Raw genomic sequence first — 12,292 nt, 5'->3', positions numbered from 1 at the left:
GCGCTGACGCTTATCCGGCCTATGAAGTGCTCGTTGTAGGCCCGGTAAGCAAAGCGCCACCGGACAGTTACTCACTTAGCGTCTGTAGCCGTACCGTTAGCATGCCAATCAAACACGCCGAACTCGAAGCCTTTCAGGTCACCCTTCGCATCCCATGACAGCGGCCCCATCACGGTTTCAACAGAGTTTGCTTTCAGGTATTTAGCAATTTCAGCCGGATCGTCGGAATGGTTCAGACCAGCCTGCAATGATTGCAGCGCAGCGTAGGTGGTCCACACAAACGCGCCGCTTGGATCCTGTTTCTTGGCCTTGATGGCATCCACGATCGGTTTGTTCGCCGGAACCTGATCATAGTTCTTCGGCTTGGTCACCAGTAAGCCTTCCGCAGATTCACCGGCGATGTTAGACAGCGACACGTTCGCCACCCCTTCTGGTCCCATAAACTGGGTTTTCAGGCCAGCAGCACGCGCCTGACGCAGGATCTGCCCCATTTCCGGGTGGTAGCCACCGTAGTAAACAAAGTCGATGTTATCTTTCTTCAGACGCGCCACCAGGGTGGAGAAGTCTTTCTCACCGGCGGTGATACCGTCAAAGAACACCACATCAGCATTCGCTTTCTTCAGATTGTCTTGCACAGAGCGCGCCAGACCTTCGCCGTACTGCTGCTTGTCGTGAACGATGGCAATGCGTTTCGGCTTCACTTTTTCAACAATATATTTCGCGGCGGTTGGCCCCTGATCAGAGTCCAGGCCAGTGGTACGCATCACCAGATTATAGCCACGCGCGGTCAGTTCCGGCGCGGTTGCCGCCGGGGTGATCATCAGAATGCCTTCGTCTTCATAGATATCTGACGCGGGCTGAGTAGAAGACGAGCACAGGTGACCGATAACGTATTTAATCCCGTCGTTAACCACTTTGTTGGCAACCGCTACCGCCTGTTTCGGGTCACAGGCATCGTCGTATTTCACCACGACCAGCTTGTCACCCTTCACGCCGCCTTTGGCGTTAATGTCTGCAATCGCCTGTTCTGCACCGGTAAACTCCTGGTCGCCATACTGCGCCACCGGACCCGACATCGCGCCGACGACGGCAACTTTAATATCCTTAGCAAAGGCCATATTGCTCAAAGACAGGGCGATACATCCTGCCAATAACGCTTTACCCTTCATATTCATCCTGACAATCCCCATTATTGTGGTTATTACGTGTGTTGTGATGTTGTTGTTCAGCACTTTATTTCGATTATTGGATAGCTACCCGTGCTTTAGCAGCATACTCTGCTAAAACATACCCGATTTTTATTATTTTGGAATAGCTAATTTTACATCCAGATAACAGATTCGTGTCGGTGGGAGGGGAGGAAAGGCCCGTTTGCCCGATAAGCGAAGCGCCATCAGGCAAACGTGTTGCCGGATGGCAGCGTAAACGCCTTATCCGGCCTACAAAAAACAAAACCCCCGAATTCACATTCGAGGGTTCATTGGCAATTCGCGAAAATTACGCTTCGATTGCCGCGCGGAGTTTTTTCATGGCGTTCTTTTCAAGCTGACGCACACGTTCAGCGGAAACACCGTAGCGATCGGCCAGCTCCTGCAACGTCGACTTGTTGTCTTCGTCGAGCCAACGGGCACGGATGATGTCCTGGCTACGTTCGTCCAGACCTTCCATCGCGTAAGTCAATTTGTTCGCCGCCTGCTCTTCCCAGTTATCGTCTTCAATGCCGTCAGCAAAGTTAGACGATTTGTCCTGCAGATAAAGCACCGGAGCCATCGGCTGGCTGTCGGACTCGTCGTCCGAAGACATGTCAAACGTCATGTCCTGCGCCGCCATACGGGATTCCATTTCGCGGACGTCTTTGCTGGAAACCCCCAGCTCGCGAGCGACCATTTCAACTTCATCCTGGTTAAACCAGCCCAGACGTTGTTTAGTTTTACGCAGGTTAAAGAACAGCTTACGCTGTGCTTTGGTGGTCGCGACTTTAACGATACGCCAGTTACGCAGAACGTATTCGTGGATCTCTGCTTTGATCCAGTGCACGGCGAAAGACACCAGGCGCACACCCACTTCCGGGTTGAAACGGCGCACGGCTTTCATCAGGCCGATATTACCTTCCTGAATCAGATCCGCCTGCGGCAGGCCATAGCCCGCGTAGTTACGAGCAACATGAACAACAAAGCGCAGGTGAGACAGGATCAGCGTTTTAGCTGCTTCCAGATCGCCCTGGTAATGCAGCTTTTCAGCCAGTGCCCGCTCCTCGTCAGCCGACAACATCGGCCACGCGTTTGCAGCCCGGATGTAAGATTCCAGGTTACCAACAGGGGCTAAAGCTAAATTTTGCATTTCTTTGGTCATTCAAATCCTCTCAATCTATATCATCTGGCGCGTTGAAAAATCGACAGCAACAACCATGCCAGAGCTTATGAGCAACGAGAATATCATTCAATCTTTTATCAGACAGTGATTTTATCCACAAGTTCCATGTCGTACTGTGTATACATTACGCACAAAATGTGACATCACAATGACTATGTCGGGAAGAGACAACAGGGACTCTTTCCCTGCAGAGCGAACTTCTCAGTGCAGGGAAAGATTATACCAGAGATTTTTTAATCAGGGGTAAAGTGGCGTAAATGTTGGACCGTGGCAAGCCAGGCTGCCACCCAGCCAATCATTGAGCACACCAGCAGCAGCAGCAGGCACTCGTCGAATGATAAGCCGTTGATATCAAATTTAGTTCCAAAAACCTGTGCCACTTCAGTGACCGCTGAAGACAGACGCATCACCAAAATTTCTGACAAAATCAGTGAAAGAAAAGCGCCCGAAAAGCCAAGCAGCGCTCCGCCGTAGAGGAACGGTCGCAGGATAAACCCATCCGTTGCGCCAATCAGTTTCTGTACGTTGATGGTATCGCGACGGGCAAAAATGCTCAGTCGTACGCTGTTGCCGATAACCAGGAACACCGCGGCCACCATCAGCACGCCAATCATTGCCGAAACGCGCCCCACCAGACTCGTCAACGCCGCCAGTCGCGCAAACCAGCTGTCATCCATGCGCACTTCATCAATACCATTGATTTGTGCCACCCGATCACGCAGCGTGTTCAGCGACTCCGTGCCCTGGAAATCCAGTTTTGGGATAACCACCGCCACGGCCGGCAGCGGGTTCTCTTCCAGCATATCCAGCGCACCGCCAAAACCAGACCAGTTACGGAATTCACCCAGCGCATCGTCGCGGGAAAGATAATTCACCTTCTCCACGCCCTGCTCGGCCTGCAATTGACCAACCACCCGCGCCGCCGCGTCATCATCCAGCGTTTTCTGCAAATATACGGTGATCTGCGGGGACGGATAATACTGGCTTGCCGCCTGGTTTACGTTCTTATAGACCATGTAACACACGCTCGGCAGCGTCAGGGAGATGGCGATCACCATCACCGTCAGAAACGTCGCCAGCGGCTTGCTTTTCAGGTCCTGTAACGCGCCCTGGAACGCATAGCGTACCTGCTCGTTAAAGACATTGGTTTTACGTGAGTTCGGCTTTGGTGAGGATTTTGCCCGCTTCGGCGCGTTGCGTCCCCCGTCACCTGGCGCACCGCCCGATTTACGAAAACGGTCCAGTCGCCCACCGAACTGTTTGATTTGATTAATAGCGTCACGTCTATTCATGCGCCAGGCCTCCATGCAGGTGTCCGTCGCTCAGGACCATCTGGCGATAGGAACGACGGGAGATCAGCCCAATGTCGTGCGTCGCCATTAATACCGTAACCCCGACGCGGTTGAACTCTTCGAACAGGCGTAAGATCCCCTCCGACAACGCGTCATCGAGGTTCCCGGTCGGTTCATCCGCCAGCAGTACCGCAGGTTTATTCACCACCGCACGGGCAATTCCCACACGCTGCTGCTCACCGCCGGAGAGTTGAATCGGGAAATTCTTCGCTTTGTCCAACAGCCCGACCTTGTCCAGCGCCGCTGACACGCGGCGACGAATATCGTCCCCGCTGGCACCCGCGATAATCAGCGGAATAGCCACGTTGTCAAAAACGGTCCGATCCATCAGCAGATGGTGATCCTGAAAAATCATGCCGATCTGGCGACGCAGAAACGGCACTTCACGGTTTTTCAAACGGCTGATGTCATGCCCGCTGAAGGAAATTTTCCCGGCACTGGGCCGTTCAATCCCACAGATCAGCTTCAGCAGGGTACTTTTCCCCGCACCGGAGTGGCCGGTCAGAAACGCCATCTCGCCAGGCTGCATATGGAATGTGACTCCCTGCAGCGCTTGTCTCCCACCGAGATAGGCCTTGCTGACATGTTCAAAGCGAATCATTGTTAATCCTCTCGGGCAAAAAGTGCCTCTATAAAATCGTCCGCTTTAAACGGACGTAAATCCTCGATACGTTCGCCCACACCGATGTAGCGGATAGGGATGCCAAACTGGTCGGCAACCGAGAAAATTACCCCACCTTTCGCCGTACCGTCCAGCTTGGTCAGGGTAATACCGGTCAAACCCACCGCTTCATGGAACAGTTTGGCCTGGCTTATGGCATTCTGCCCGGTACTGGCGTCAAGGGTCAGCATAATTTCATGCGGCGCATCTTCGTCGAGCTTTTTCATCACGCGAACGATTTTTTTCAATTCTTCCATCAGATGCGCTTTGTTCTGCAAGCGACCTGCGGTATCGGCAATTAACACGTCTACGTTACGCGCCTTCGCCGCCTGGATGGCATCAAAGATAACAGACGCGGAATCCGCGCCGGTATGCTGTGCAATCACCGGAATGTTGTTACGCTGGCCCCAGACCTGCAGCTGCTCGACCGCCGCCGCACGGAAGGTATCTCCCGCAGCCAACATCACCGATTTGCCCTGCTGCTCGAACTGACGTGCCAGCTTGCCGATGGTGGTGGTTTTACCCACACCGTTCACACCAACCATTAAGATAACAAACGGCGTCTTACCATCCACATTTAGCGGTTCATCAACCTTCGCCAGAATCTCGCCCATTTCATCTTTCAGCAGACCGTACAGCGCTTCAGCATCTTTAAGCTGCTTGCGGCTGGCCCCTTCCGTCAGGTTGGCGATGATCTTACGGGTGGTTTCGACCCCCACATCGGCGATCAGCAACTGCTCTTCCAGTTCCTCAAACAGATCATCGTCGATCTTTTTACCGCGGAACAGACTGATAAATCCGGAACCGAGGTTTTCTTTGGTTTTTAGCAGGCTGCGTTTCAGACGCGCAAAGAAGCCTTCTTTCGTCGGTTTCTCCTGTTCTTGTACCGTTTCTTCTTCTGCTGGCTCTTCTACAGCAGGTTCTTCTACGACAGGTTCTTCTACCGGCACAACCATGACGGCTTCTTCTACCGCTTCAGCAGCCAGCGCCTGCGCTTCCAGTTCTTCGTCGGTCAGCTGCGGTTCGTTTTCTGCTTCTTCTTCAACCGCTTCAACAATTTCAACGGTTTCCGCTTCCGCCTGCCATTCTTCTGGCGAAATTTCTTCAGTTTTTACTTCTTCCGGCAGCGGTAACTCTTCGTGTTCGATAACCGCCGTTGGCGCAGGGGCTTCAACAACCGGTTCAACCTCCGGCTGCGGTTGCTCGACCACGGGTTCCGGCTCAGGCTGCAGTTTTTCGATTTCTGCAACCTGTTCAGTGACTTCCACAACTTCAGCCGCAAAGGCCTCCGTTTCGGCTTCGCTATGGGTTTCCTGCGCGCGCGGCTGTTCCTCAACAACGGCAGATTCTTCTACAACCTGTTGTTGTTCTTCGTTTTTTAATTCTGTCTCGTTTTCCGGTGCCTGCTCTTTTTGACCAAAGCCCAGCCAGGAAAAAAAGCCACGTTTTTTCTCTTTCGCCATTTGCGACTACACTCCCCGCTGTTGCTTCATGGCACAGCGTCAACGCTATGTACATAGCAGCTAAAAAAATGATGAAATAGTCTATCACTTATACCCAATGAATTTCGAGTTACGTCAAGGCGGCAAGCGCACGAATCCCGATGAGCTTACTTTAGTAAGTGATTCGGGTGAGTAAGTGCAGCCAACGAAGAGGTCACTTGAAAGGCGACGGGTTAACTTAACTCACATCACCGCCTGGAATGACATGCTATAGGCGGATTGAGCAATAATAGAAATGAAAAAACCGAATCACTCAGGCAGCGGCCAGATCCGCATTATTGGCGGGCAATGGCGCGGCCGTAAACTCCCGGTTCCGGACAGCCCGGGTCTGCGACCCACTACTGACCGTGTCCGCGAAACGTTGTTTAACTGGCTGGCACCAATGATGGTCGATGCCCAGTGTCTGGACTGCTTTGCTGGCAGCGGTGCGCTGGGGCTGGAAGCACTCTCCCGTTATGCCGCAGGCGCAACGCTTCTGGAAATGGATCGGGCGGTGTCTCAGCAGCTACAAAAAAATCTCGTCACGCTGAAGGCCAATCACGCCCGCGTCGTCAACACCAATACGCTGGCGTTTCTGGCTCAGGCAGGGTCGCCGCATAATGTGGTGTTTGTTGATCCGCCGTTTCGTAAAGGATTACTGGAAGAAACATTAACGCTTCTGGAAACGAATGGCTGGCTGGCAAACGAGGCGTATATTTACGTTGAGAGCGAAGTCGAAAACGGCCTGCCGCCGGTTCCGGTTAACTGGTCGTTGTATCGTGAAAAAGTCGCCGGCCAGGTTGCTTATCGCCTGTATCAACGTGAAGCACGAGGAGAACACCATGCTGATTAACCTGGGACGCCTGCTGATGCTGGGCGTCTGGGCATTCTTGCTGCTCAACCTTTTTCAGCCCTTCCCGCGCCCGCTCAATATCTTCGTTAACGTGGCGCTGGTGTTTATGGTGCTGATGCACGGCATGCAGCTGGCGCTGCTAAAAAGCACCCTGCCGAAAGACGGCCCGCAGATGACCACCGGCGAGAAAGTGCGTATTTTCCTGTTCGGCGTGTTTGAGTTGCTGGTCTGGCAGAAGAAGATTAAAGATCAGTTGAAGAAGTAGCCGTGATCTTTTCGCCCGGCGGCGCGTTGCGAGCCGGGCCCACAGACTTGTAGGCCGGATAAGGCATCAGCCGCCATCCGGCAGTCGTTGGGTAAAATCAACAAAGCGCGACCCTTTGTAACTCAGCGTGCCTTTATCGCCGACCGTTAACGCATGATACTGCTGTGCATCCAGGCGAAACGTCTGCTCCATTCCCCCGCTAAGTGGCTTAAAGCTCGCTTCATAACGCATGCTGGTACCCGCTGGAGTCACTTCCTGCTGGCGCGAACGTCGGTCATTCAGCGGTTTTTCCCGCTTATTGCTCACCACAACCTGCTTTTGCACCAGCGGCGCGGCATCATTATCCGCTTTTTCCCGGCGCTGTTGGACAAAGCGAAACGACGCGGCGACAACGATTAATACAATGATAACAATGAAAAAAAGTGGTGGCTTACTCATTTTATTAACCCATCAGAAAATGCGGAAATAAGCATACCCTGCCTGTTATGGTGTTGTCATCTGGCGGTATCGACCTCTACACTGGACAGAAGAGCCGTAAGCACCCCGCTTACGAAAAAATAACGAATTCAAGGAACTAAGATGCTTTGGTCGTTTATCGCTGTTTGTCTTTCCGCATGGCTGTTCGTGGATGCGTCCTATCGTGGTCCCACCTGGCAACGCTGGGTCTTTAAACCCCTGACATTATTGCTGCTGTTGCTGCTGGCCTGGCAGGCGCCAATGTTTAATGCCATCAGCTATCTGGTGCTGGCCGGCCTGTTGGCCTCGCTGCTCGGCGATGCGCTGACGCTGTTGCCACGTCAACGCCTGCTGTACGCCGTGGGGGCGTTTTTCCTGTCGCATTTGCTCTATACCATCTATTTCGCCAGCCAAATGACGATGTCATTCTTCTGGCCTCTGCCGCTGGTGCTGCTGGTGTTGGGTGCCCTGCTGATCGCCGTGATCTGGACGCGGCTGGAAGAACTGCGCGTCGCCATCTGCACCTTTATCGGCATCACTCTGATGATGGTCTGGATGGCTGGCGAGCTGTGGTTCTTCCGCCCAACCGCCCCGGCGCTATCGGCATTTATGGGTGCCTCATTGCTGTTCATCGGCAATATTGTCTGGCTGGGTAGTCATTATCGCCGCCGCTTCCGCGCCGATAACGCCATTGCCGCCGCCTGCTACTTCGCCGGACATTTCCTGATTGTACGTTCACTGTACCTTTAAAAACGCTTGACTCTGGAGTCGACTCCAGAGTGTATCCTCCGGTTAATACGAAATGATTATCAACCGGAGGATGCCATGTCGACGCCCGATACCAATGGCAAAAAGGCCCCACAATTTTCTTCATTCAAGCTCGCGCCTGCACCGCAGAAGGTTGATGACTGCTGCAGTGAAGGCCGTTGCTCGACAGCCGCACCCTCACCCACGCCCGTATCCAATACGGTGGACGGCACGCGCTATACCTGGAAAGTCTCAGGCATGGATTGCGCCGCCTGCGCGCGTAAAGTTGAAAATGCGGTCCGCCAGGTCAGCGGCGTCAACCAGGTTCAGGTGCTGTTCGCTACCGAAAAACTGGTGGTCGATGCCGGGGCCGATATTCGCCAGAACATAGAAAACGCGGTGCAAAAAGCGGGCTATACCCTGCGCGATGAGCAAGCACCGGAAGCCGCACCCGAGTCGCGGTTTAAAGAAAATCTGCCGCTGATCACCCTCATCGTCATGATGGCGATTAGCTGGGGGCTGGAGCAGTTCAATCATCCCTTTGGTCAGATGGCGTTTATCGCCACGACGCTGGTCGGGCTGTATCCCATTGCCCGTCAGGCGCTGCGCCTGATGAAAACCGGCAGCTACTTTGCCATTGAAACGTTAATGAGCGTCGCCGCCATTGGTGCGCTGTTTATTGGTGCCACGGCGGAAGCCGCGATGGTACTGCTGCTGTTTTTAATTGGCGAACGCCTGGAAGGATGGGCTGCCAGCCGCGCCCGCAAAGGGGTCAGCGCGCTGATGGCGCTAAAACCCGAAACCGCAGTCCGCCTGCGCAATGGCGAGCGCGAAGAGGTGGCCATTAACAGCCTCCAGCCCGGCGACGTGATTGAAGTGGCTGCAGGTGGGCGCTTACCCGCCGACGGCAAACTGGTCTCCGGCTTTGCCAGCTTTGATGAAAGCGCCCTGACCGGCGAATCTATTCCTGTCGAACGCGCCACGGGCGATAAAGTCCCGGCGGGCGCCACCAGCGTTGACCGCCTTGTCACGCTGGAAGTCCTGTCTGAACCGGGCGCCAGCGCCATTGACCGCATCCTGAAGCTGATAGAGGAAGCCGAAGAACGTCGGGCCCCGATTGAGCGATTTATTGACCGCTTCAGCCGCATTTACACTCCGGCCATCATGGCGATCGCCCTGCTGGTCACTCTTGTTCCCCCACTGCTGTTTGCCGCTTCCTGGCAGGAGTGGATTTATAAAGGGCTGACGCTGCTGTTGATTGGCTGCCCGTGTGCGCTGGTGATCTCAACGCCTGCCGCAATTACCTCCGGGCTGGCGGCGGCGGCGCGGCGTGGGGCGCTGATTAAAGGCGGAGCCGCGCTGGAGCAATTAGGCAGAATCACTCATGTGGCATTCGATAAAACCGGTACCCTGACCGTGGGTAAACCGCGCGTGACGGCGATTCATCCGGCGAGCGGCATCAGCGAGTCCGAACTGCTGGCGCTGGCGGCAGCGGTTGAGCAAGGTGCCACGCACCCGCTGGCTCAGGCGATTGTCCGTGAAGCACAGACCCGTGAATTGACCATCCCGGCAGCACAAGCGCAGCGGGCGTTGGTGGGTTCGGGTATTGAAGCGCAGGTCAACGGCGAGCGGATACTGATTTGCGCAGCGGGCAAACAGCCTGCCGAAGCCTTTGCCGGACAGATTAGCGAACTGGAAAGTGCCGGGCAAACGGTGGTACTGGTGCTGCGCAACGATGCGGTGCTCGGCGTGCTGGCCTTACAGGATACACTGCGTGACGACGCCCTGACCGCCATCAACGAGCTTCATCAGTTGGGCGTAAAAGGCGTGATCCTGACCGGGGATAACCCACGTGCGGCGGCAGCAATTGCCGGTGAGTTGGGGCTGGAATTCAAAGCAGGCCTGCTACCGGAGGATAAAGTTCGGGTAGTGACCAGCCTGAACCAGCAGTCCCCGCTAGCGATGGTTGGGGACGGGATTAACGACGCGCCGGCAATGAAAGCAGCCACCATCGGCATTGCGATGGGAAGCGGCACCGACGTCGCGCTGGAAACGGCGGATGCCGCCCTGACCCATAACCGCCTGCGCGGCCTGGTGCAAATGATCCAACTGGCGCGCGCTACTCACGCCAATATTCGCCAGAACATTGCCATTGCGCTGGGTCTGAAGGGGATTTTCCTGATAACCACGCTACTGGGGATAACCGGATTGTGGCTGGCGGTGCTGGCAGATACAGGGGCAACGGTACTGGTGACTGCCAACGCGCTGCGACTGTTACGGAAAGGGTAGTGCCTGTTTCTCGCCTGATGGTGCTTCGCTTATCAGGCCGACTGGCTGTTCGTCATTCGTAGGCCGGATTAGGCGCTTGCGCCGCCATCCGGCAAACAAGCTTACTGACCTTTGCGCACTAAATAGCGGTACGGCAGAGAGTCGGTCTCTTTGGCCACCAGCTCATGTTCCATAAACGTACAAAAGCCGGGAATGTCGCGGGTTGTCGCCGGATCGTCCGCGACAATCAGCAGCGTTTCACCGGCCTGCATGCCGCGCACAGTTTTACGCACCATCATCACTGGTTCCGGGCAGCGCAGCCCTTGGGCATCAAGGGTATGGTCGGGAGAGGTAAACAAATCGCTCATCGTTGTCTCGTTCAATAAAAAACGGCGTTATTTTACGCTCTGTTGGTCAGTAAGCCAATCAGGTTAACGATTGCGTGAAAAACAACCATTGCAAAGCCCTGTTAAAGCAGTATCATGCGACCGTTTTATTGGGTTCCCTCACCCCAATTCTTGACTAAAAAGGTACAATATGACTCCGTTTACACAAACTCAGCGCGTAAAAGCGTTGTTCTGGCTATCGCTATTCCATCTGCTGGTGATCACATCCAGCAACTATCTGGTACAACTGCCGATCACCATCTTCGGTTTCCATACCACATGGGGCGCCTTTAGCTTTCCGTTTATTTTCCTCGCCACCGACCTGACCGTTCGCATTTTTGGCGCACCGCTGGCACGACGCATCATTTTTGCGGTCATGATCCCCGCGCTGTTGATCTCCTATGGGGTTTCCGCGCTGTTTTATATGGGGTCCTGGCAAGGATTTGACGCGCTGCTGCACTTTAATCTGTTTGTCGCCCGTATCGCCGCCGCCAGCTTTATGGCCTACGCACTGGGTCAAATTCTGGATGTGCACGTCTTTAACCGCCTGCGTCAAAACCGCCGCTGGTGGCTCGCACCTACCGCCTCCACGCTGTTTGGCAACATCAGCGATACGCTGGCCTTCTTCTTTATCGCCTTCTGGCGCAGCCCGGATGCCTTTATGGCCGAGCACTGGATGGAAATCGCGCTGGTCGATTACTGTTTCAAGGTGCTGATCAGTATTATTTTCTTCCTGCCGATGTACGGTGTGTTGCTGAATATGTTACTGAAAAGGCTGGCAGATAAATCCGAAATCGCGGCATTACAGACGAGTTAAAGGTTCATTTTCCGAGTTGTGATAAGATGGACGAATGAGCCGTTATGGCCGTTTATCGAAAGGAAGAAGTCAATGCGCAATCTGGTTAAATATGTCGGTATTGGCCTGCTGGTTATGGGGCTTGCGGCCTGTGATAATAGCGATACCAAAGCGCCAGCCGAGGGTGCTGCCGCGGAAAGTAACGCCGCCGGACAACCGGTCAGCCTGCTGGACGGCAAGCTCAGTTTTTCCCTGCCAGCAGATATGACCGATCAGAGCGGCAAGCTGGGTACTCAGGCCAACAATATGCACGTGTATTCTGACGCAACCGGCCAGAAAGCAGTGATTGTGATTGTCGGTGATGACACCAGTGAAGACCTGACCGTGCTGGCCAAACGCCTGGAAGATCAGCAGCGTAGCCGTGACCCGCAGCTGCAGGTCGTCACCAACAAGTCGATTGAGCTGAAGGGCCATACCCTGCAGCAGTTAGACAGCATCATCTCCGCCAAAGGCCAGACCGCTTACTCTTCTGTGGTGCTGGGCAAAGTGGACAACCAGCTTCTGACCCTGCAGATCACGCTGCCTGCTGACGATCAGCAGAAAGCGCAGGCGACCGCAGAGAACATCATTAACACGCTGGTTATCCAGTAACGG

The 12,292-nt window shown here is 54.5% G+C and carries 13 protein-coding genes; 6 read left to right on the top strand and 7 right to left on the bottom strand.

Annotated elements, in window-relative coordinates; all coding sequences use genetic code 11:
- Positions 1-71: 71 nt before the first annotated feature.
- The 5 genes from M2374_RS15875 to ftsY form a co-directional block, all read right to left on the bottom strand.
- Entirely contained in the window at positions 72-1,175 is a 1,104-nt protein-coding gene (locus M2374_RS15875) for a branched-chain amino acid ABC transporter substrate-binding protein (protein WP_138140553.1), read from the bottom strand.
- A 322-nt stretch (positions 1,176-1,497) separates the two neighbouring features.
- On the bottom strand, positions 1,498-2,352 hold the full coding sequence (gene rpoH / locus M2374_RS15870; protein WP_096759226.1) for an RNA polymerase sigma factor RpoH: 855 nt from the start codon (positions 2,350-2,352) through the stop codon (positions 1,498-1,500).
- Positions 2,353-2,606: 254 nt separating this feature from the next.
- Positions 2,607-3,665 carry a permease-like cell division protein FtsX gene (gene ftsX, locus M2374_RS15865; protein ID WP_096759225.1) on the bottom strand — a complete coding sequence of 353 codons (1,059 nt, stop codon included), beginning with the start codon at positions 3,663-3,665 and terminating at the stop codon, positions 2,607-2,609.
- Entirely contained in the window at positions 3,658-4,326 is a 669-nt protein-coding gene (gene ftsE / locus M2374_RS15860; protein ID WP_096759224.1) for a cell division ATP-binding protein FtsE, read from the bottom strand. The genes ftsX and ftsE overlap by 8 nt, the downstream gene beginning before the upstream one ends.
- A gap of 2 nt (positions 4,327-4,328) precedes the next feature.
- Positions 4,329-5,849, bottom strand: coding sequence for a signal recognition particle-docking protein FtsY (gene ftsY / locus M2374_RS15855; protein WP_181688677.1), 1,521 nt, complete (start codon positions 5,847-5,849; stop codon positions 4,329-4,331).
- A 274-nt stretch (positions 5,850-6,123) separates the two neighbouring features.
- On the opposite strand from ftsY, the gene rsmD reads away from it, so the two are divergent.
- Together rsmD and M2374_RS15845 are read left to right on the top strand one after the other, a co-directional pair.
- Entirely contained in the window at positions 6,124-6,720 is a 597-nt protein-coding gene (gene rsmD, locus M2374_RS15850; protein WP_096759222.1) for a 16S rRNA (guanine(966)-N(2))-methyltransferase, read from the top strand.
- A complete protein-coding gene (locus tag M2374_RS15845; protein ID WP_096759221.1) occupies positions 6,710-6,985 on the top strand; it encodes a DUF1145 family protein in 276 nt (91 codons plus the stop codon). The genes rsmD and M2374_RS15845 overlap by 11 nt, the downstream gene beginning before the upstream one ends.
- A 66-nt stretch (positions 6,986-7,051) precedes the next feature.
- Here M2374_RS15845 and M2374_RS15840 read toward each other — a convergent pair whose 3' ends face one another.
- Entirely contained in the window at positions 7,052-7,423 is a 372-nt protein-coding gene (locus M2374_RS15840) for a DUF2500 domain-containing protein (RefSeq protein WP_137362568.1), read from the bottom strand.
- Positions 7,424-7,564: 141 nt separating this feature from the next.
- On the opposite strand from M2374_RS15840, the gene M2374_RS15835 reads away from it, so the two are divergent.
- Together M2374_RS15835 and zntA are read left to right on the top strand one after the other, a co-directional pair.
- A complete protein-coding gene (locus M2374_RS15835) occupies positions 7,565-8,191 on the top strand; it encodes a lysoplasmalogenase (protein WP_096759219.1) in 627 nt (208 codons plus the stop codon).
- A gap of 75 nt (positions 8,192-8,266) precedes the next feature.
- Positions 8,267-10,477 carry a Zn(II)/Cd(II)/Pb(II) translocating P-type ATPase ZntA gene (gene zntA, locus M2374_RS15830; protein ID WP_181688676.1) on the top strand — a complete coding sequence of 737 codons (2,211 nt, stop codon included), beginning with the start codon at positions 8,267-8,269 and terminating at the stop codon, positions 10,475-10,477.
- Positions 10,478-10,578: 101 nt separating this feature from the next.
- Here zntA and tusA read toward each other — a convergent pair whose 3' ends face one another.
- The gene (gene tusA, locus M2374_RS15825; RefSeq protein ID WP_003827551.1) at positions 10,579-10,824 is read right to left on the bottom strand and encodes a sulfurtransferase TusA; all 246 of its coding nucleotides are present in this window, start codon (positions 10,822-10,824) and stop codon (positions 10,579-10,581) included.
- A gap of 169 nt (positions 10,825-10,993) precedes the next feature.
- On the opposite strand from tusA, the gene M2374_RS15820 reads away from it, so the two are divergent.
- Together M2374_RS15820 and M2374_RS15815 are read left to right on the top strand one after the other, a co-directional pair.
- Positions 10,994-11,659: a 7-cyano-7-deazaguanine/7-aminomethyl-7-deazaguanine transporter gene (locus M2374_RS15820; protein WP_096759217.1), complete on the top strand. Its 666-nt coding sequence runs from the start codon at positions 10,994-10,996 to the stop codon at positions 11,657-11,659.
- 72 nt (positions 11,660-11,731) lie between these two features.
- Positions 11,732-12,289, top strand: a complete 558-nt coding sequence (locus M2374_RS15815) for a DcrB family lipoprotein (protein WP_115257264.1) — start codon at positions 11,732-11,734, stop codon at positions 12,287-12,289.
- Positions 12,290-12,292: the final 3 nt, after the last annotated feature.

It is taken from the genome of Citrobacter sp. JUb117 (assembly GCF_024809055.1).
GTDB lineage: Bacteria > Pseudomonadota > Gammaproteobacteria > Enterobacterales > Enterobacteriaceae > Citrobacter > Citrobacter gillenii.
The sequence above is the reverse complement of the archived record's forward strand: the minus strand, read 5'-3'. Positions and strand labels throughout refer to the sequence as shown.